At 41.8% G+C, this 22,257-nt stretch carries 10 protein-coding genes; 2 read left to right on the top strand and 8 right to left on the bottom strand.

Translation table 11 applies throughout. The features are described from left to right. Positions 1–409: 409 nt before the first annotated feature. A complete protein-coding gene (locus ABD985_RS04375; protein ID WP_345369520.1) occupies positions 410–3,409 on the top strand; it encodes a SusC/RagA family TonB-linked outer membrane protein in 3,000 nt (999 codons plus the stop codon). Between the two features lie 21 nt (positions 3,410–3,430). Next, positions 3,431–4,975 (top strand): RagB/SusD family nutrient uptake outer membrane protein, encoded by a 1,545-nt coding sequence (locus ABD985_RS04370; protein ID WP_345369518.1) that lies wholly within the window; start codon positions 3,431–3,433, stop codon positions 4,973–4,975. Between the two features lie 418 nt (positions 4,976–5,393). Here ABD985_RS04370 and ABD985_RS04365 read toward each other — a convergent pair whose 3' ends face one another. From ABD985_RS04365 to ABD985_RS04330, 8 genes are all read right to left on the bottom strand, one after another. Then, a complete protein-coding gene (locus ABD985_RS04365; RefSeq protein ID WP_345369516.1) occupies positions 5,394–6,491 on the bottom strand; it encodes a lysylphosphatidylglycerol synthase transmembrane domain-containing protein in 1,098 nt (365 codons plus the stop codon). Positions 6,492–6,883: 392 nt separating this feature from the next. Beyond that, entirely contained in the window at positions 6,884–7,996 is a 1,113-nt protein-coding gene (locus ABD985_RS04360; protein ID WP_345369514.1) for a SusE domain-containing protein, read from the bottom strand. Positions 7,997–8,079: 83 nt separating this feature from the next. Then, positions 8,080–9,699: a RagB/SusD family nutrient uptake outer membrane protein gene (locus ABD985_RS04355; RefSeq protein WP_345369513.1), complete on the bottom strand. Its 1,620-nt coding sequence runs from the start codon at positions 9,697–9,699 to the stop codon at positions 8,080–8,082. Between the two features lie 18 nt (positions 9,700–9,717). Beyond that, positions 9,718–12,744, bottom strand: coding sequence for a SusC/RagA family TonB-linked outer membrane protein (locus ABD985_RS04350; protein ID WP_345369511.1), 3,027 nt, complete (start codon positions 12,742–12,744; stop codon positions 9,718–9,720). A gap of 1,076 nt (positions 12,745–13,820) precedes the next feature. Then, the gene (locus ABD985_RS04345; protein WP_345369509.1) at positions 13,821–14,900 is read right to left on the bottom strand and encodes a SusE domain-containing protein; all 1,080 of its coding nucleotides are present in this window, start codon (positions 14,898–14,900) and stop codon (positions 13,821–13,823) included. Between the two features lie 97 nt (positions 14,901–14,997). Further along, positions 14,998–16,599, bottom strand: a complete 1,602-nt coding sequence (locus tag ABD985_RS04340) for a RagB/SusD family nutrient uptake outer membrane protein (protein ID WP_345369507.1) — start codon at positions 16,597–16,599, stop codon at positions 14,998–15,000. Positions 16,600–16,618: 19 nt separating this feature from the next. After that, positions 16,619–19,570, bottom strand: coding sequence for a SusC/RagA family TonB-linked outer membrane protein (locus ABD985_RS04335; protein ID WP_345369505.1), 2,952 nt, complete (start codon positions 19,568–19,570; stop codon positions 16,619–16,621). A gap of 1,519 nt (positions 19,571–21,089) precedes the next feature. Continuing rightward, the gene (locus tag ABD985_RS04330; protein ID WP_345369504.1) at positions 21,090–22,163 is read right to left on the bottom strand and encodes a SusE domain-containing protein; all 1,074 of its coding nucleotides are present in this window, start codon (positions 22,161–22,163) and stop codon (positions 21,090–21,092) included. Positions 22,164–22,257 lie beyond the last annotated feature (94 nt).

Genomic DNA, 22,257 nt, shown 5'->3' with positions numbered 1-22,257 from the left:
TTCCTGAATAAATACGTCATTTAAATGTTTTTTGCGCCAAAACAGTTTCCACTGTTCAACATCATTAATAAACTTATTCAATGGGTTGCAGTCACAATCTACACAATGTTTAACGACCTTATATTAAAAGTATTTCAGGCTTTTTAATGAAATAATCCCCCATTAACGTCACATGATGGGAATATATCTGATAAACAATAAGATGGAGGGAGAGGAAATTTGGAAGGGTGAAGAAGGAAGAAAAGTTAACTGGAAGGCTTAAGTGTTCAAAATGACCAAGTTAAAATAAACGTAAATTCTACACGAAGAGAGATTACATTAAAATTCATTAACACTCTTACTCTTATAGATATTCCCTATAGGGTAAATATCTTATTGATGAATTCTTTTTTTTAATAATCTCAAAACTATGCGAAATTTATTTCTACTGATTTCGTTCGTTTTTGTTGCATTCACATCCTATGCACAAAATCGAATCGTAAAAGGTCAGGTGGCTGGCAATGACGGACAGGGAATTCCTGGTGTCAACATTGTTATCCAGGGAACTGCAAAAGGTACCGTTACGGACCTTGACGGTAATTTTTCCCTTGACGCCCCTGCTGATGCCTCCCTTACTTTTTCTTACGTGGGCTATATCTCACAAACTATAGTGATCGGCAACCAATCAAATCTTTCCATCACGCTGAAGGAAGACCTTTCTCAACTAGACGAAGTGGTTGTAACCGCACTAGGAGTAGAAAGAAGTGCCCAAAGCTTGACGTACTCTACTGCTGTTGTAAAAGCGGACGAGCTAACGGTAGTCAAAGACCCGAACATGATGAACTCCCTTTCGGGTAAAGTGGCAGGCCTTCAGTTATCCAGAAGTGGTTCTGGTGCAGGTGGATCTGTGAAGGTTACTTTGCGTGGTAACAATTCCATTCAAGGGAGTAACCAACCACTTTATGTAATTGATGGTATCCCAATGTCAAACTTTACGTCCGCTCAGCCTTCCAGTACTTGGGGTGGCCGTGACGGTGGTGACGGTATCTCTAACCTGAACCCGGAAGATATTGAGAGCATCAACGTATTGAAGGGTGCTGCCGCTTCAGCCCTTTATGGTTCTCAGGCGGCCAATGGGGTGATCCTGATTACCACGAAAAAGGGACAGGCAGGACAGTCTAAAGTTACCTTCTCTTCAAGCTTCACGGCAGATCAAGCATACGTCCTACCAAAGCTACAAAGTGACTACGGGCAAACGGCAGAAGGTGCGCTAGACAGCTGGGGTACTGACAAGCCCGCTAACGCTCATGCAGCAGCAGACCTTTACCGTACGGGTACAACGTGGATCAACTCCCTTTCGGCTTCTTTTGGATCACAGAACGTACAAACCTACCTTTCGTATGCCAATACTGATGCGAAAGGTATTCTTCCAAACAATGAGCTTAACAGACATAACTTCACACTACGTCAAACTTCTTCCCTGTTCGATGGTAAGCTAGACTTGGACGGAAACGTAAGTTATATGCGCCAAAACGCAAAAAACCGCCCAGAGCAAGGATTGTATTTCAACCCAAGCATGGCTTATACGCTTTCTCCAAGAGGTATTGATATGGAGATGTACAAAAACGAATACGAGGTATTCGATCAAAATCGTTTATTGAACGTGCAAAACTGGCCTTTGGTCAATGAGTTTGTTCAGAACCCTTACTGGATGATGAACGGCATTACTTCTAAAGAAGTGAGAGACCGTATCATGGGGTCTATGGGCGCTAAGTTAAACATCACAGACTGGCTATGGGCACAAGGTCGTGTGCGTGTAGACCGTACAACAGATGACTATCGCAAAGAGGTAAGATCTTCTACGATGACAATTGCCCCTAAATCAGGACGATTGATCATCAATGATTATGACAACACACTATACTATGCTGATGCGATCTTGAATGCCAATAAAACATTTGGCGATATCACGGTAACGGCACTATTGGGAGGAGCAATCCAAGATGCTACGACAAAAGGTATGACGATTGACTCTAACCAAGGTGGATTGGCTGCTGTCAACTACTTTGACCTGGCTGCCGTTCAAGGGGAGCGCCCAAGAGCACCTTATAACAGAAAACAAATCCAATCCGTATTTGGTAGCGCCAATATTGCCTATAAAAACATGCTTTATCTGGACTTGACCACTAGAAATGACTGGTCGTCAACGCTTCCACTTGATAACAATAGCTATTTCTACCCATCTGTAGGTTTGACTGCCGTGCTGAATGAGATGGTAGCATTGCCTGAAATCGTTAGTATGGCTAAGTTGAGAGGTGCCTATACCGTTATTGGTAATGATATCGCACCTGGTCTCACTAACCCTGCCGCAGCAGTTTTGAACTCTGCTGGAAACGTAGTAGACAACAGTGTCGTACTTCCATTTACGGGAGAGCCAGAAACTGCCTCTTCTACGGAGCTTGGCTTTGAAGTAGAACTTGGTCGCTTTATGTACCTTGATTTCACTTACTACAACACAGATACCCGCAACCAATGGGTATGGATTACCAATGAGCAAAACCAGAGAGAGCCAATCAATACCGGTTTAATCAACAACAAAGGTTTTGAAGCAGCCCTTCAGATCATCCCAGTATCTACCGCTGATCTCACTTGGACGACTAACCTGAACTTCTCTACCAATAAAAATACTATTGTAGAACTAAGACCAGAGGATGAAGCTTATAGCTTCTTGTTGACTCCAATGAGTAACAATGCTTTCTCTTCTGTATTGGTGCAAGGTGGTTCATTTGGTGATATCTATGGATATGATGTCAAAAGGGACGAAGCAGGCAATCCTCTAGTGGATGCTAACGGTATTCCTTTGCGTTCTGATGAGATTGTCAACCTAGGTAACCCTAACCCTAAATGGCAGCTAGGATGGAACAACTCTATCAAGTATAAGAACTTTAGTGTAAACGCATTGATTGACGCAAAAGTAGGCGGTAAAGTCATGTCGATCACTCAAGCAATGATGGATCAGGCAGGGGTATCTCAAGTAACGGCAGACGCTCGTCAAGCAGGAGGTGTCATGACTGAAGGTGCTAAATCGGTAGATGCCGATGGCAACATCGTTGGTGACTTCACTGAGAAGGCAAATGCACAGGCTTATTATTCTACGGTAGGTGGACGTGCTGCATTAGGTGGCTTATACATGTACGATGCGACTAATGTTCGACTAAGAGAAATGTCTTTAAGCTATAACTTCAAAGACTTGAATTTTGCGAAAAATCTGACAGTATCTCTTGTAGGTAGAAACTTATTCTTCTTCCACTTGGAGGCTCCTTACGATCCAGATCTAACGATGTCTTCAGGCAATGGTCTACAAGGTATCGACGTATTCTCCCTTCCTTCTACAAGAAGTGTTGGTCTAAACGTGAACTTTAGCTTTTAATCATTGAAAAAAAGAATAAAGATGAAGAAATATATTTTTGCAGCAGTGGCCGCATTGGGTATGACCACTGCTTGTACAGATAACTTTGAGGACATCAACAAAGCTCCTCATCAAATATCGGAAGAGTCTTTTCAGGCAGACTACCTATTCCTGAAAGCTTTCTTCCCTCAAATGCAGCAATCCATCTATTACAACTTTGGTAATGGATATGGTTATCAACTGCAGCAAAACCTGAATGCCGATATCTATTCAGGTTACATGACGCCTCCTACACCATTTATCGGTAACAAGAATAACGCTACCTATGCCTTGGTGGATGGATGGAATAGCTGGGCATTCAATAAGTCACTGGATAACATTCTGGCCCCTGCCAAAAGTGTTTCCAAGCATATGGATTTGGCTCCAGAGTTTTACGGAGTATCTCTTATCCTTAAGGTTGCGGGAATGCACCGTGTTACTGACATGTACGGACCCATTCCTTATACTAAATATGGAGAAGTGAACGAAGGAGGCGGCTTGCCATATGATTCTCAGGAAGCTGTTTATGACATGTTCTTTGAAGAGCTTGACATGGCTATAAGTCTTCTAAAAGATAAGCCTGCGATTGCCAACTTCTCAGAAGTAGATCAAATGTTCAAAGGAGACTTCAATATGTGGGCTAAATTTGCTGCATCATTGAAGTTGAGATTGGCGATGCGTATCTCCGAAGTAGCTCCTGCCAAAGCCAAAACATTGGCTGAAGCTGCGATCAGTGCTGGTGTACTAGAAGGTGGAGACCTTGCACAGGTATCTGCTGATGGATTAAAGCACCCAATGGCACTGATCAAAAGCTGGAAGGACGCCCTTATGGGAGCTCCTATGGAGTCTATCCTAAAAGGCTTTAATGATCCCCGCTTGGCGATCTACTTTGACCCTTCTGATCAGGATGGAGAGTACAGAGGTATTCGTCAAGGTATCGAGATCGAGACGAAGGATACCTATTCAGACTTCTCTGGGATCAATGATAACGTTATTGGTGTGAATAAGCCATTGTTATTGATGACTGCTGCTGAGGTATACTTCTTAAGAGCGGAAGCTGCATTGAACGGATGGAGCGCAGGTGCTTCTGCCAAAGAATTGTATGAAATGGGCGTACAAGCTTCTTTCGACCAGCATGGTGCTGGTGATGCCAGTACTTACCTGGCTGATGCGACTTCCATGCCTGCAGACTATGTAGACCCAGAGAACGCAGCAAACGACATTGCTGCTCAAAGCGATATCACTATTGCATGGGATGCTGCTGCATCAGCAATGGTAAACAAAGAGCGCATTCTAACTCAAAAATGGATCGCTATGTTCCCAGAAGGGCAAGAGGCTTGGTCGGAATACCGTCGTACAGGTTATCCTAAACTATTCCCTGTAGAAGTGAACTATAGTAATGGTACTATTGACTCCGAAGAAGGTATCAAGCGTATTCCTTATCCATCAGCTCAATACCAAACTAACGCTGCGGCAGTAGAAGCTGCTGTACAAATGTTAGGAGGAGCTGACCACGGAGGTACAAACCTTTGGTGGGATGTCGATTAATATATGAAGTTCGCTTTTGTTCATGATGTTTAATTGAGCTTCGCTCGTTCATGATGTTTAGTTGTTAAATTACCGTATTTCAGCGGTAATTAAGGTTGAGTAAATAACCGTCATACTACCAGCCCGCTTTGTTGAGTGGCACTGCGTGCCGTTGAGTAGAGCTTCGCTCCGTTGAGTAGCCCTCCGGGCTGTTGAGAAAGTGTAGTACTGTAAAATCTCAACGACACGCAGAACACTCCATGTAATGGACTCAACTGTCAGTTATTTATTCAAACTTAATAACTGCTGAAGTACAACAACTAAACAATATGAACGAGCGAAGCTCTATTAAACATCATGAACAAAAAAGGTAGTGCCATTCTAAGGAACAGCACTACCTTTTTTCATATAAAGTAACGGTGCAAGCTGCCTCAACAGACTATTGCACGGATGGCTTTCTTGTTCTAAATACTTTACTTACCCATTTCGGTAAAATGGAGATTCCTACAATTAAATAAGCATAATAGGTTAATAACCTCCAAAGTAACGCTACTGCCAATACGATTCCTACTCCCAAGAACTCTTCAAAGAACTCTCCAAAGAAGTACTCTGCTGTTCCAGAGCTACCAGGTGTAGGAGATACTAACATCACAATCCACATGATGATCTGACGGGAGAAGATCAAGAACTGCTCATACAACTCATCAAACGATACATCCAAAAGGTTAAAGTGCGTAAAAGCATTGATCAGGCAATTTAACATCAAGTAACGGGCAGACCAGATCATTAGGGTAGAAAATGTTGCCCGTACCCAATAGGTATAGGAATGTCCTTTCATTTCCCTTGATGCGATAATCATCTCGTTGCCACTTCGAATAGCACTTCTTCTCCAGCGTTTCGTGAACGAAAACTTAGTGAGATACCCCAAAAATCGCTTAAATGTTTTCGGAGATAAAAATAACCCCCATCCCATAAACACAGTATAAGTGGCAATCAACAAAACACTGATCAGAAAGACTTGCTCTAGGTTCAAGTGAAAACCCAGCAATGGAATAGATTTAGCCTCAGGAGGAAAAATATCCCCTTGTGCCAGTAGAATCACTGAAATCGATGCTACCACGAAAAAAATATTGTCTAGCAATGCCGTCAACATCACATAGGCCAATGCCTTACCAAAAACAATCTTTTCTCTATTCATTATAAAAACGGCAACAGCCGTTCCTCCCACAACCGACGGGGTAACGGCAGAAGCAAACTCCCATAATAGAATGACAAAAAAGCTGGAGTTCCAAGAAAGTTTTTTGCTGGTCAGATGTCTGATTCGATACATATACCCTGCGTCTCTCAGAATCAAAACAATCAAAGCAGCCCCTACCCACCAAGGATTAAGGCTACTGAAAGCTTGCTTGACCTCCTGAAAGTCCATATTATCGTCTGACAGCATGAGATAAATAATTGCTCCTAGCCCTACGAGCACTGGTAAAATAACTTTTCGTGGGCTAAGGCTTTTGAGCATTTTCTGTGCGTTGGTCTCCATATAATGTCTCCCTCCTTAGTGGTAATGTTTGTAACTGGTTGATGGTTTTTCTCCTATTTGGCGATATTCCAAACAAGCTCTTAATTGTAGCTAAGACTAAGTATGTCGTGTTTTCGGGTGGACTCCCTTCTCCAATTATATACGACAACTACATTTCTTTAATAAAGATTAAACAAATGTTACTTGGTTATGTTCTCCCCAAAAATAACAATCCTCTATGAACTCACAATAGCAAGGAGATTTATTAATCGATCTTTTACTTAGATAAATAGTACGGCCATAAAACGATAACATAGATCATAAAAAATGAGTCATCCTGAATATTGCTATTCAATGATGACTCATTTTATCTGTATTATATTTCTGCTTATTATTTTATAGAAATAAAAGCTCTAATTCTTCTCGATTGTATAAGTATAAATACTCTCTGCAAATTTAGTAACATCTAACGTGATCGTGTAGAGGCCTGACTCCTCTACAGTAATGTCATTACCATAACCGTTTATCTCCAAAACGCCATCAGTATCTCCATCTCCAAGGTTCAAGTCCCATCCCTTATTGAATCGGAACTTCCATACAAAACCTGCATGTAAATCTACAGTTGCTGTATATAGTAGACTTGTTCCGTCATTTGTAAAATCCATCTGAATGTCTTGTCCCCATCCATCATCATTACCTGTCAAGGCACTTCCTACAATAGACCAAGTATTTTCTACTTTTGAGATCGAATAAACTTTTGTCAGTAGGTCTACACGAATTGTATAATACCCCATACCTTCCACTACTAAAGGATCAGGATCTGAACCATCATTATGATCAAGAATTCCATCCACTGTTCCTCTTTCTCCTAGTTGAGAATCCCAGCTGCCTTTTTTCGTCAGAATCTTGAAATAGGTCGTTGACTCATGGAATAGATATGTCCCTTCAAAAATTCCTACTCCTATAGGCTTTAATACCGTGTGCTCATTGGCATTATTCCATCCCTGAAAAGATCCTGCCAGATATAGTTGCTCCGGATAAGCATCTGCATCAGCCCAAGGAGTGATATTCATTGTCATTGGCTCAGAGCTCAAGCTTTCAAAGTTGGTTCCTTGCGCAAAAGAAACCACTACTCTCAACTCAATCATATGCGCCTGACCAACCTCCAGTCCCCAAGCCTGTAGGTCATTATTCAAGTCTTTGTGTGCTACTTCTGCTTCTGTGATATTCGTGATTGCCCACTCTTTGGCATCAGCAAAGTCCGTTCCTGCTGGAGCTGCTTCCAAACGGTAGCTTACCGGCACATCTACTCCGATATTTTCCGGGTTCCACGTAAAGAGCATACTTTCTCCAATATTCTCTTCTCCCAAAACAATAGAGATCCCTTCTTCTATCGTCATAGCTGGTGCTACTCGATCCTCTTCTGCCAGTACTTGTGGTTTAACAACCTGTTCTGTACAAGCGGTCATGGTTGCCAATAGACCCAATACGATGGCTACTGAGCAGTTATATAGTTTGTTCATCATTGATTTTTTTAAGGGGTTGGGGGTTAGGGATTGGGGGTTGGTTAAACTGCTTTACTAACCGCCAATCCCTAGCCACTGAATCACTAGTAATCGAAATTCTGTGTAAGGTTCGGATTCGCATTCAAGTCACTTGGAGGAATCGGCATCAACTCATAGCGTTGGTTTACTGAAGTTCCTTCTGCTACACCGCCTTTGAATGACCATTGGTATCCGTCGATGAATTTACCGAAACGAATCAAGTCTGTTCTACGGTGTCCTTCCCAGTACAGCTCTCTTGCTCTTTCATCCAAGATAAAGTCTAGTGTACCTTCTGCCTGTACCTCTGCCAATGTCTTCTCAGAAGTATTCGCTCTCCTTCTTACCGTATTGATCCACTCCAAACCTTCAGCAGTCAGTCCTCCTGTTCTTGCTTCCAGCTCTGCTGCCATTAGCATGGCATCTGACAATCTGAATACTGGAATATCTGTATGTACGAATACAAAGCTGTGGTCTTGTGGTTTAGAGAAATCTCTGTTTAGGTTTTTGTACTTCAAGACACCGTAACCATCCGTGAAGCTCATCAACTCATCCATCTCCTTTTGGTGACCTTCTGTAAACCAAAGTGCACGGTCATCATTGTCCTCAAACTTATCGACTAGCATGGGAGTCGTTCTGTTACCACCCCATCCGTCAACACCAGTAAACTCTTTCATTGCTGCAGATGCTCCAGCGTTCATAATGAAGGTCATTCCTCCCCATGACTGTGAGTACTTCCCATCTACTGTGAAAGCAAAGATAATCTCATCCGAAGTATAGTTGTCAGCCGTGAAGTTTAGCTCGTAAGGTGATACTTGGTCTCCTGCCTGAGCATCAGAAGCACCCATCAAGCGGTAACCACTTGTTAGGATATCATTCACCAACACTTTTGCTTTCTCAAAGTAAGCGATCTCCTCTGCGCCTCTATACACGGCATGGTTTAGGTATAGTTTTGCCAAAAGCATTTTTGCTGCTACTTGGTTTGCCTGTCCTACATAGTTGGCTTTTGCAGGCAGTAAATCATCCTGAATAGCGATCAACTCCGACTCGATATGATCAAACAGCTCTGTACCTCTTTCACTCTCCCCAAACTGAGGAGGAAGAAAAGCACCTACACCATCTTCTTCCATCACCTTAGGAACCTTGTTCCCAAAGAAGTCCAAAGCGTGTGTATACGCCAATGCTCTTAGGAATCTCGCCTCAGCGATCATTCTTGGTGTTTCTTCAAAGTCTCCACCATAAACCTTTGCCTGACGAGCAAACTCATTCGCCAATGTTATTTGATAGAAAATACGGTAGTATAGCGTACGAATAGAAGCATTGGAGCTACCCCATGCCAAGCGAGATAACTCTGGCAACTCAGGGTCTCCTGCCCAAGCATTTTTCATCTCATCCGTTGGCAACTCTTGTAGGTTAAAGAACTGTCTCCAGTACACACTCTTACCTCCGTCAAAACCTGCTACGTCCGGATCACCATCGCCTTGGGCATTACCCCCAATCACGAATCCAGCATACACCTTATTCAAGCCTGACTGCAAGCTTTCCTCGCTATCATATACCTTATCGGCAGTGGATAGGTTCTCATCGATAGGCTCCACATCCAAGTGGCTAAGACATGATGTAGTAGACAAAGCGGCGGTCAAGATCACCGCTTTCGTCAATTTATTATATAGATTTGATAGTTTCATTTCTAGTCTGTTAGTCGTTTAGAATGTTACATTTAGGCCTAGGGTATACGTTCTAGGTCTTGGGTAGAAGTTATTGTCAATACCTCCTGAGATCTCAGGGTCCATACCATCGTATTTAGTCAATACGAATACGTTGTTTACTGAACCGTGTACCCTTGCATTTACTTTCTCTCCCAATAGCGACTCGATATTATAGCCTACCGAAACGTTGTCCAATCGGAAGAAAGAAGCATCTCTCACGAAGTAATCTGACAATAATTGGATGCTGGTGAAGTTATTCTCCAAAACGCTCTCGTTGATGTTCGCCAGGAAGTCACCTGTTGGCGAGATACCGTTGTATGCAGAGTTAGAGTGGATGTTATTGTACACATAGTTACCCAGGTTAGCTCTACCAGAAGCGGAGAACTCAAACTTCTTATAAGAAAGGTTGGTATTCAAACCAATCATCACAATTGGTGCTGGCTGCTTGAAGTGTACCAAGTCTTGCTCGTTCAATTTACCATCACCATTCTGGTCTACATACATTCCGTTGATTGGATTACCATTCTCATCATATACTTGTTGGTATAGGAAGAAGGTGTTTGGTGCCTGGCCTACCGTATGGATCTGTGAATATACCCCAGTACCACCGGCTACACCACCTGTGAATACACCAATAAAGTTCTCTGAGTCTACGGCTGTCAACTGCGTTACTTTACGATCTGTATATGTTGCGTTGATACCCATACTCCAGAACAGATCTTCTGTCGTCACTAGCTTGGCATCCATAGCAAATTCCAAACCTTTGATCTCGATGTTCCCCACGTTACCGATCACACGGTTACTAAAGTTGGATCCTGCCGCTACATCCGTCACGTTCAATAGATCGTTGGACTTCTTGTAGTAAGCTTCCAAGGTACCTGTGAAGCGGTCATCAAATAGACCATAATCCAAACCAATGTTATAGGTCTCCGTCTCTTCCCACTTCAGGTTGCTGTTGTAAGCATTTGGTCTCAACGTAAGGTATAGCTGCTCCTCTCCATTCTCGTCAATGTAGGTTTGAGGATTTCCATTTTGGTCCATCATCACATATTGTGCATATGGCTGACCTGTAGAATATGTTCCGAAGTGTGCATAGTCCTGACCAAAGATATCTTGCTGTCCGGTCACCCCGTAACCTGCTCTAAACTTCAAGGCAGAGATTTGCTCCACCATCTCCAGGAAACCTTCTTTCTTCATGTTCCAACCAAAAGCCAAGGCAGGGAACAAGCCCCATCTGTTTTCTGCCGAGAATCTTGAAGAACCATCCTGTCTCAAAGTCGCAGTCACCAAGTACTTGTCTTTCAAGGAGTAGTTTGCTCTACCGAAGAACGAGATCAAGTAGTTCTCTGTTTCATAGTTTCTTGCTTCTGAACGGATACGCTCTGCTCCTGCAGACTCTGGTAGATCTACGAAGATCTCCGCTCCATTCTCATCTCTTCTGTGGAAGTGTTGGTAAGAGTATCCCGCCATCACATCAAATCGAGACTCTCCAAACTCACGAGCATATTGCATATAGAAATCCAATAGCTTATTGGTTTTCACCTGATTGTATGCTTTATACGTACCACTACCCATTTCAGCAATTACATTATCATAGCTTGCTCTCTTATCAACCTGCACTTCTCCATTAGAAGTCGAGCGGTCCAAACCAACATTCAGGTTAGCTTTCAGTTCTGGCAGGAAGTGGAATTTATAATCCAACTGCACATTACCAATCAAACGTCCTACTGTCGAACGGTCATCATGATACTCCAACTGCGCCAATGGGTTTCTAGGAGCCAATACATTTCCCCAGTTAAAGAATACCTCTTCTCCATCTTGCTCCATCATAATCGGTTGTGTTGGGTCCATTGCCAACGCACTACCAATTGCTCCCTGATTCGCAAACTTGTTGTTCAAGTGTGCATACTTAATCGACGTATTGACCTTCAAGCGCTCATTTAATAATGTCGGTGTCAGGTTCAACGCTAAAGTAGTTCTTTCCACCTGATCACCTTTCAATACCCCGTTATTATTGCTATATCCCACAGACGTTCTGAATGGTACTGCATCTGCAATACTACCCGCTACAGAAACATTGTGATCTGTACTTACTGCGGTTCTGTAGATTTGGCTTTGCCAATCCGTGTTCGCATCACCCATTAGGCCCAAAGCACCATTGTCAGTAATCAAGCCTTGCTCAATCGCATTGGTTAATGTATTTCTATAGGTATCTCCGTCCAATACATCTACAAATTTCGTTGGTGTAGAAACCGATACCTTACCGGCATAATCAACGGTCAATCCACCCTGACTACCTTTCTTCGTCGTAATGATAATCACACCGTTAGAGGCTCTTGAACCATAGATGGCCGTTGCCGAAGCATCTTTCAATACCGTAAAGGTCTCAATATCATTCGGGTTGATGGTATTCAACGGGTTTCTCATACCGTTTACCCCATCGTTAGCTACTGGTACACCATCAATAATGATCAATGGGTCATTGGATGCGTTCAAAGAAGACCCTCCACGGATACGGATAGTTGCTCCTGCTCCCGGTGCACCACCAGAGTTGACAATTTGTACCCCCGGCATCTTACCGTTTACCAATTCCTGAGGTGAAGTAATCGCCCCTTGGTTAAAGTCGGCTGCCGTCACCGATTGTACCGAACCCGTTAAGTCATCTTTCTTAACTGAACCGTAACCAATCACGACCACCTCTTCCAATTGATCTACATCTGGCTTTAGTTGAATCGTAAAGTTTGTCTGATTTCCTACGACTACTTCTGTAGAGATATATCCGATGTAGCTAACGGTTAGCACATCCTCTCCTTGATTTAATAATAGCTGAAAGTTTCCATCAAAGTCTGTCGCGGCTCCTTTCGTCGTTCCTTTAATTACAATGGATACCCCTGGCAAAGGTTCTCCCATTTCATCCAGCACACGGCCACTGATTGCGCCTTCTTGTGCCCATAGTTGAGCTGGTAAAAGGTATAGCATCATCAAGAAGAATATGCTATACATGGTTTGTAGTGTGGTTCTCATATATAAGATAGTTTATGATATAGATAAACAGTTAATGCTGTTCTGTTTTCAACGAAAAGTGTTTTCCGTCTTTTATTCTGATTTTTTATTTAGCTTCAAAAGGTGTCTATTGTACTATTCTTAGCCAATCAGCAATACATACGTACGGACTTCTCCCTAATATTTCAATAATCATCATTACCTGTCCAATTCTTAAAACCATCCCCACAACCACTAAAAAACTCCCATTTTGAAGAATTTTAACAACATTCAACCGATTGCATTATTTTCTAAAAAAAATATTAAAAAAGCACAACTTTCTTCAAATAGTACAATTAAATATCCATCAAAAAATACCTAAAAAAAGAGGATGCAAACAAAAAGTAGCCTAATCACACTTCTCCTGAAAAAAGTAACCACTTTACATTATAAGCGTATAAAAAGGCTAAATTAAGCCTTAAAGAAGCATTTACAGTAAAACAAAAAGAGATAGATAAAAAATGAAATATAAAATAGAATAAGGTCACAACAGTTGAAAAGTTAATGAATTTTAAGCAATCCAATTATCAGTAAGTTGAAAAAGTACAAAAATAAACACAATCGGTTTCGTGTATTTTAAGCACTTAATAAATATAGGACAAAAAAAAGACCATCAATTTACGATTGAAGGCTTCCACTATTTCTCATCATTTCTGCTCGTCTCGGGCTTGTTAATTTTCAATGATTAATTTTCAATCTTCAGTTAATGACGCACAACTAGTCTAAGAGTTCAGATTTTATCGGCTCTCCCTTATCAATAACGCACACCCACCTCATAGATAAAATCGCTCTTAGACTAATCACTATACACTAAGCTTGGTGCGTAAAAAAGCTCTAAGAGCGGTTTTATCTATTTTCGGAAATACTAAAGCACAGCCTTTCAAGAAGATAAAACCTGAACTCTTAGAGCAGGAGAAGAATAATTAAACATTCTTCATTCTTCATTCTTCATTAAAAAGAAAGAACCCTCCCAGCAAAGCCAGAAGGGTCTTTCTATCTTATATAATCAACCATCCCGGCTGAGAAAGCCGAGGGGTGTCTTTATGGCATTAACTCCATTAGTTCTTTACCAGCGTATAAGCATACGTATATGCTCCTGCACCATCGTGCTCTACTTTCAAAGTGATCGTATAGTTGCCTGCTGACACAAGAATATTTGGACCATTTGGTGTCAATACACCGTTATCATCTCCCAAGTTAACGTCCCATCCATCTGCCAAACGGAACTTGATTTGTCCGTCATTCAAGTCCATAGTCACTGAGTAAGTGCTTGTTGCTGGGTCAAATGTCATGTCGGTATCGTCATTCCAAACACCAGGAGTGGCATCACCAATTACCCCCCAAGTTACAGGCGTTACTTCGTACGCTTTAGTAGCGAAGTTCACATAGATCTTGTAGAACCCTGCTCCTGAGTAAGCTAGAGCGTCTGGGTCACCACCATCGTTTGGATCTAGGATACCATCAGCATCTCCACGCTCACCCCATTGAGAATCCCAAGCACCTTTCTTAGTAAGAATCTTGAAATATGTATCTGCTTCATGGAACAAGAAGAAGCCTTGATACTCTCCTGCTGCTCCATCGATAGGCTCCAGCACTGTTACCTCATTTGAATTGTCCCATCCTTGGAATGAACCTGCAAGATATAATCTATCAGGGAAAGCTGTAGGGTCTCCCCAAGGAGTTACCTCTACCGTTGAGATCTCTGAAGTCATTGACTCAAATCCGCTATAGTTAGCAAAAGAAGCAGTTACTCTTACTTCTACATTATTAACTTTATCCGCTTGTAAGCCCAATGTCAACAATCCTTTATTGAAGTCTTTTCTAGTGACTGTCAATGTTGTTTCCTCTGTAATCCCTAACTCTACGATTTCGGCAAAATCAGTCCCTACTTTACCCAACTCTACTTTGTAAGAAACCCCTACATTCACACCAATATTCACAGGAGACCAAGTAAGGTCCATAGCATCATTGATGGTCTCTTCTGCAAACACGTATGATCCATCAAGGCTCAATACAGGAGCTGTTCTTTCTTCTTCTGCTAGTACCGTTGGTTTCAACGCTTCTTCTGTACAAGAAGTGGCTGTCATACCGAACAAGCCCAAGGCTACTGCTAACGCAATATTATATCTATTCTTCATGGTAAATTTCTATCAAAAGGTTTTGAAAACTGGGTAAGTACAGGTGCACTGCTGTACACCTGTACCGCCCTTGTAGTTTAAAAAATCGTTAACCCAATTAGTACCCAGCGTTCTGGCTTAGGTTAGGGTTAGCGTTCAAATCACTTGGAGGGATCGGCATCAGCTCATAGTGTGCTGAAACTGAACCACCGTCAGGAAGTGAGTTTCCTTTCAATGGCCATACATATTCTCCTCCTGTAAACTTACCGAAACGAATCAAGTCCGTTCTACGGTGTGCTTCCCAGTACAACTCACGAGCACGCTCATCCAAGATGAAGTCCAAGTCCATCGATGTAACCGCAGTAACTCCCGCTCTTGCTCTTAGCTCATTCACCATATCAAGGCTAGTCGCTGAAACAGATCCGTTGATTCTGATATCCAACTCTGCTGCCATCAGGTAAGCATCTGCCAAACGGTATACTGGAACATCAGTATCAGCAAACTCTGCAGAAGCATTATCTCCTTTAGAGCCATCTCTCTTCATGTTCTTGAACTTCTCTACAGCATAACCCTCTGTGAATAGAGACTGGTCTGTAATTTCCAGGTTATGCCCCTCTGTGAACCACAGTGCACGAGCATCATCCGCATCGAATAGATTCACCAATGCCTTAGTAGTTCTGGTACCATACCAAGCACCACCACCCATAGCATCTTTGTTGGCTCCTGTAGCCGCATTGATGATAAAGGTTGTTCCTCCATATGTTCTAGAGTAATTTCCATCCTGGCTGATCGCAAAGATGATCTCGTTTGACGTATGGTTGTCTGCCAGGAAGTTAAACTCATAAGGGCTATAAGCATCTGTTCCTGCCACATCATCCGCATCCATTAGGTCGAAAGATCCGTTAGCGATTACCTCGTCTACCATTGTCTTACCTTTTTGATAGTAAGCAACATCTTCCTGACCTCTGTATACTGCGTGGTTCAAGTATAGTTTTGCCAAAGTCATTTTAGCAGCATCCTTGTTGGCTTGGCCTACGAAAGCTTCTGCTGCTGTAGGCAATGCTTCAATCGCTGCCATCAACTCAGACTCAATAAAATCGAATAACTCAGGACCTCTTTCCGACTGTCCCCAAGGCTGTGGCAACCATGCACCCACTCCTTTATCTTGCTCAATGTTTGGAACCTTGTTTCCGAACATATCCAAAGCGTGGTAGTACGCCAACGCTCTTAGGAAACGAGCCTCTCCTACTTGTCTGTCTGTATCGGCATATTCAGCGCCATAAACCGCTGCCTGACGGATAAACTCGTTAGCCAACGTCACTTGGTAAAGTGAACGATAGTAGAATGCTCTAGAGAAAGAGTTATCTGCCGTCCAGCTTACCTGGCTCAAGGTAGGAAGATCCTTATCGCCCCATCCGTTGATTGCTTCGTCAGTAGGGAACTCCTGTGCCACGAACCAAAGTCTCCAGTAAGAGCTCTCTCCTTCATCAACACCTGCAACGTCACCGCTACCTGCAGGACCAATGTTACCTGTTACGGCAAAACCTGCATAGATTTTAGAAAGTGCCTGCGCCATCGCCTCTGGGCTGTTCAACGCTTTATCTGCAGTGTTTACATCTGGGTCAATTGGCGTTACATCTAAGTCACCAACACAAGAGGTAGTTGCCATAGCTGCGATCAACATCGCAGCTCTTGACATATTTTTGATATATGATTTCATAGTGATTTCTTCAGTTTAATTAGAATGACACATTAACACCTAGCATGAATGTTCTTGGACGAGGGTAGAAGCTGTTATCGATACCGTCAAAGATTTCTGGATCGATTCCTTCATAGTCTGTTAGTACGAATACGTTGTTTACAGTACCGTAAACTCTCGCATTCACCTTGTCACCAAACAGGTTGTTGACATTGTACCCTACCATTACGTTATCCAATCTGAAGAATGATGCATCCTGTACATACAAGTCTGACATCAAGATCTCCGTGTTGAAGTTAGTCTCCAAGGCATTCGAGTGAATGTTACCCAAGAACTGACCTGATGTTTCCAGATCATTATAGTGTCCATTCAATGCGGCCATGTTGTTATACACTGCATTGCCGAAGTTTGCACGTCCTGCAGCTGAGAACTCCCAGTTTCTGTAAGCTACACGAGTATTGATACCCATAAGTGCTATTGGTGCTCTCTGGTTGAAGTGGTATTTGTCGTACTGGTTAATCACTCCATCACCGTTACGGTCTACGAACATGTTTTCGATTGGATTTCCATCGTTGTCGTATACTTGCTCATACACGAAGAATGAGTATGCTGGGTGACCTACTGTGTGGATCTGGATATTGTTACCTGTACCTCCTGCAATTCCTCCTGTCTCAACACCTAGGTAAGTATCACTCTCTACTTGCGTCAATTGTGTGATCTCGTTATTCTGAAGTGCTACGTTGAAGCCTAGATCCCAGAACAAATCACCGTTGTTGACCAATTTTGTATTGATAGACAATTCAACACCTCTTGCTTCCATTGATCCGATGTTACTCCAAACTCTGTTGTTGAAGTTAGATCCTACTGGAATATCTACGAAGTTCAAAAGGTCTGTATTTTTCTTGTAGTATGCTTCCAATGAACCTGTGATTCTATCGTCAGCAAATCCATAGTCAATACCTACGTTATAAGTAGTAGCCTCTTCCCATTTCAGGTTTTCGTTATACGCTGAAGGACGAAGAGAGTTTACATACACCAGGTTGCCGTCTTTGTCATACATCGTATAAGCTGCGTTGTTCTGGCCTAGTTCGTACTTACCAAAGTAAGCATAGTTGTCGTTGATGTCCTGCTGACCAGTTACCCCGTAACCTGCTCTAAATTTCAAGGCAGAAACTACATCTACATCAGCCAAGAAGCCTTCTCTCTTCATGTTCCAAGCGAATGCCGCTGAAGGGAATAGACCCCATCTGTTTTCTGGAGAAAATCTTGAAGAACCGTCATTTCTCAAAGTCACAGTGAACATGTAACGCTCTTTCAATGAGTAGTTTGCTCTACCGAAGAAAGATACCAAGTAGTTCTCGTACTTGTCTACGTAAGCGTTTCTTTCAGCATCTTCACCCAAGAACTCTCTACCTGTGTTATGTGTATAGAAATGCTGGTATGAGTAACCACCCATAATATCGAATCTAGACTCACCAAACTCCTTCGCATACTGTAGGTAGAAGTCCAATAGTTCGTTTGATTTCTCAGAAGTGTACTCCGATCTCAATCCTTTTCCTAATGACTCTACATTGAATTTCGCTTCAGGAGAAGTGATCACCTCGCCACTAGAGTTGATACGGTCTGTCGCTACATTCAGGTTTGCTTTCAACTCTGGAAGGAAATGGAATTTATAATCCAACTGAGCGTTGGCAATCACACGGTTTGCAGAAGATGTATTAGATAGCTGATTCAACAATGCCACCGGGTTTTGAGGTGCAATATTGATTGGAGAGCCATCAGCGTTCAACCATGCGAAGTATTCGCCATTCTCTGTGTAGATTGGTTGCGTCGGGTCCATGCTTCCTGCCGCTCCAATTGCGCCTTGGTTTGCAAAGTTGTTTCTGATGTTAGAGAACTTCACAGAAGCGTCTACTTTCAAGTGATCATCAAACAACTTAGGGTTCAAGTTCAACGTTGCCGTTGTTCTTTCCATATGGTCTGTTTTCAAGACCCCTTCGCTGTTATTGTAACCGATAGAGGCACGTACTGGCAATACATCTGCAATAGTACCTGCTACAGATACGTTGTGATCTGTACTGATCGCATTTTGATAAATTTCTTTTTGCCAATCTGTGTTAGCATCTCCTGCAAGGTCTGCTACTGAAGGCTTTTGCGCTGCCAATACTTCTCTATATTGGTCTGCTTTCAAAACATCTACAAATTTAGTAGGTGTAGATACAGATACATTACCTGCATAGTTTACTTGCAAACCTCCTTTGCTACCTTTCTTAGTCGTAATGATAATTACACCATTGGATGCTCTAGAACCATAAATAGCTGTTGCAGAAGCATCTTTCAATACCGTAAAAGTCTCAATATCATTAGGGTTAATGGTATTCAATGGGTTTTTCATCCCTGCTACCCCTTCGTTGGCTACTGGTACGCCATCAATAATAATCAAAGGATCGTTGGATGCGTTCAATGAAGAACCACCACGAATACGAATGTTAGCTGCAGCTCCCGGAGAACCACCACCATTAACGATCTGTACCCCTGGCATTTTACCATTCACCAATTCCTGAGGAGAAGTGATTGCCCCTTGGTTAAAGTCTGAGGCCGTTACAGATTGAACTGAACCTGTCAGGTCATCTTTCTTTACCGAACCGTAACCAATTACGACTACTTCTTCTAGTTGATCAGCATCTGGAGCAAGTGAAATCGCTAAGTTGCTTTGGTTTCCTACTACCACCTCTTGAGAAGTATATCCAATGTAGCTAATTGTTAACACATCTTCTCCTTCATTCAATAGTAGCTGGAAATTTCCATCAAAGTCTGTCGCCACACCTTTTGTTGTTCCCTTCACAATTACAGATACCCCTGGAAGTGGAGACCCTGTCTCATCAAGGACGGTACCACTGACCGCTTTTTCCTGTGCCCAAGTTTGAGCTGGCAGAATGTACAGCAGCATCATAAAAAGTAAGCTGTACAAGTTTTGTAGTCTGATTGTCATATATAAGATAGTTTACAAAAATAGATAAACAGTTAATTGCTTGCTTGTTGTTGATAAAAGGTATTGAATACGTTCAATCTTCATTTTAAAAGTCAAAAGAAGAGGTATTTTTTGTACTATTCCTAGCCCCTCAACAGCACATAGGTACGGAGTTCATTTTAATTAACCAATAGTAATTGTCGCTCATACAATTATAAACAACCCTTAATAAAAGCGTATTCCGTACCCTTTTCAGGCTCTTTAACACATTTCAACCGATTGCATAGCCGTTTCGACCTTTTTTGAATATTTTTAACTTTCTTAGAATAATACAATTATTTTTTTAAGAAATAAATGTAAACAAGCTAGAATAGGTTAAATATTACAAAAGATCTCCCTCTCCAAATTCTCCCAATTTTCAGGGATTAAATACTCAAAAAAGGACCTAAAAACGCTTTATTTTCATAAGAAAGCCGCCTACAATGATAAATTAGAAATAATGACGCCTATCACTATAAAAAAGTATGTTTAATTAATGTTTGTAAATAAAAAAATCGTCAAATAGGAATAATACAACACATTGCACAACCGGTTTCGTGATTATATTACACTTTATACATAAAACATCACCAAAACCTATTAAAACAATAAGGAGCACAACCCTTATAGTCATACTCCTCTTTTGTAAAAGTGTAAAAAATCTCCTTTATATATTTCAATATTACAAAACATAATTATTCCAAGTTCACCTAGAGAACTTTTATCAGTAAAAAATGGTGATAACGCTCACCAATGGCGTTTTTTAGCACTGATTGAGGTATCATCAAGTATACACTTAAAAATCAAACAACTGATAATCAAAATATTGGAGATCATCATAAAATATGAGCAGTTTTTAATTTTCAATGATTAATTTTCAATTTTCAATAATCGCATATTCATGGCTGTGAAAAGGCCTCCACTAGTCTAAGAGTTCAGGTTTTGTCGGTTACTACCCTACGAATAAGACATTGCATTCACACAGACAGAATCGCTCTTAGACTAATCACTCCCCACTAAGTTTTGTGCATAAAAAAGCTCTAAGAGTGGTTTTATCTATTTTCAGTAGTGCTAGCGCTTTACTTTGCAAGAAGATAAAACCTGAACTCTTAGAGCAGGAGAGCCTTTTAGATGATTCATTTTATTAAAAATTGAAAATTGATCATTGAAAATTAATCCACCTCACTAGTCTAAGAGTTCAGATTTTGTCGGTTACTACCCTACGAATAAGACATTGCATTCACACAGACAGAATCGCTCTTAGACTAATCACCCCCCACTAAGTTTTGTGCATAAAAAAGCTCTAAGAGTGGTTTTATCTATTTTCAGTAGTGCTAGCGCTTTACTTTGCAAGAAGATAAAACCTGAACTCTTAGAGCTGGAGATTGATAATGATAAAAAGAAAGAACCCTTCCGACAAAGTCAGAAGGGTCTTCCTATCTTATATAATCAACCATCCCGGCTTGAGAGGGCCGGGGGGTATCTTTGTGGCCTGTATCAATTAGTTCTTCACTAATGTGTAAGAATAGCTATATGCTCCAGCACCGTCATGCTCTACTTTCAACGTGATTGTATAGTTGCCAGCAGATACTAAAATATTTGGACCGTTCGGAGTCAATACACCGTTATCGTCACCCAAGTTAACATCCCATCCATCAGCTAAACGGAACTTGATTTGTCCGTCATTCAAGTCCATTGTCACAGAGTAAGTACCTGTAGCAGGGTCATAAGTCATATCGGTATCATCATTCCATACACCTGGAGTTGCATCACCAATCACACCCCAAGTTACAGGAGTTACCGAATACTCTTTTGTAGCGAAGTTCACATAGATCTTGTAGAAACCAGCACCAGTGTAGTACAATGCATCAGGATCAGATCCATCGTTTGGATCTAGGATACCATCAGCACCACCTCTTTCACCCCACTGAGAATCCCAAGCACCTTTCTTCGTCAAGATCTTGAACCAAGTCTCTGCTTCGTGGAATAAATAGAACCCTTGGTATTCTCCAACACCGATAGAGTTTAATACTGTTACATCGTTAGCATTGTTCCATCCCTGGAATGAACCAGCAAGATAAAGAAGATCAGGAAACGCTGTAGGGTCAGCCCAAGGTGTTACTTCAACTGTTGCTGCTGTTGAGCTCATTGGCTCAAAGCCACTGTAGTTAGCGAAAGAAGCTACTACTCTAACTTCTACATTATCTACTTTATTAGCCTGCAGCCCTAGTGTTAGCAAACCTTTGTTGAAGTCCTTTCTAGCTACCGAAAGGGCAGTTTCTTCTGTGATTCCAAGCTCTACTACCTCAGCAAAGTCAGCACCTGCTTTACCCATTTCCACTTTGTAGGATACCCCTACGTTCACACCGATATTTACGGGTGCCCAAGTGATTTCCATTTCTTCATTAATCGTTTCTTCTACGAATACATATGATCCGTCAAGACTTACGACTGGAGCTGTTCTTTCTTCTTCAGCTAGAACAGTTGGCTTCAACGCCTCTTCTGTACAAGAAGTGGCTGTCATACCGAACAAGCCCAAGGCTACTGCCAATGCAATATTATATCTATTTTTCATGGTATAATTTCAATCAAAAGGTTTAAAAATTGAGTGAGTGGTCGATACAGTATACTATACCGACCCTACTCTTCATTTTTAAATAATCATCACC

It is taken from the genome of Algivirga pacifica, from assembly GCF_039543525.1.
In the GTDB taxonomy this organism is placed as follows: Bacteria; Bacteroidota; Bacteroidia; order Cytophagales; family Flammeovirgaceae; genus Algivirga; species Algivirga pacifica.
Note: the sequence above shows the minus strand (reverse complement) of the source record. Positions and strands in the feature narration are given on the sequence as shown.

Excerpts from the sequence above, each read along its gene's own strand:
- ABD985_RS04375 (WP_345369520.1), top strand. The coding sequence starts at position 410 with ATGCGAAATTTATTTCTACTGATTTCGTTCGTTTTTGTTGCATTCACA.
- ABD985_RS04370 (WP_345369518.1), top strand. The coding sequence starts at position 3,431 with ATGAAGAAATATATTTTTGCAGCAGTGGCCGCATTGGGTATGACCACT.
- ABD985_RS04365 (WP_345369516.1), bottom strand. The coding sequence starts at position 6,491 with ATGGAGACCAACGCACAGAAAATGCTCAAAAGCCTTAGCCCACGAAAA.
- ABD985_RS04360 (WP_345369514.1), bottom strand. The coding sequence starts at position 7,996 with ATGATGAACAAACTATATAACTGCTCAGTAGCCATCGTATTGGGTCTA.
- ABD985_RS04355 (WP_345369513.1), bottom strand. The coding sequence starts at position 9,699 with ATGAAACTATCAAATCTATATAATAAATTGACGAAAGCGGTGATCTTG.
- ABD985_RS04350 (WP_345369511.1), bottom strand. The coding sequence starts at position 12,744 with ATGAGAACCACACTACAAACCATGTATAGCATATTCTTCTTGATGATG.
- ABD985_RS04345 (WP_345369509.1), bottom strand. The coding sequence starts at position 14,900 with ATGAAGAATAGATATAATATTGCGTTAGCAGTAGCCTTGGGCTTGTTC.
- ABD985_RS04340 (WP_345369507.1), bottom strand. The coding sequence starts at position 16,599 with ATGAAATCATATATCAAAAATATGTCAAGAGCTGCGATGTTGATCGCA.
- ABD985_RS04335 (WP_345369505.1), bottom strand. The coding sequence starts at position 19,570 with ATGACAATCAGACTACAAAACTTGTACAGCTTACTTTTTATGATGCTG.
- ABD985_RS04330 (WP_345369504.1), bottom strand. The coding sequence starts at position 22,163 with ATGAAAAATAGATATAATATTGCATTGGCAGTAGCCTTGGGCTTGTTC.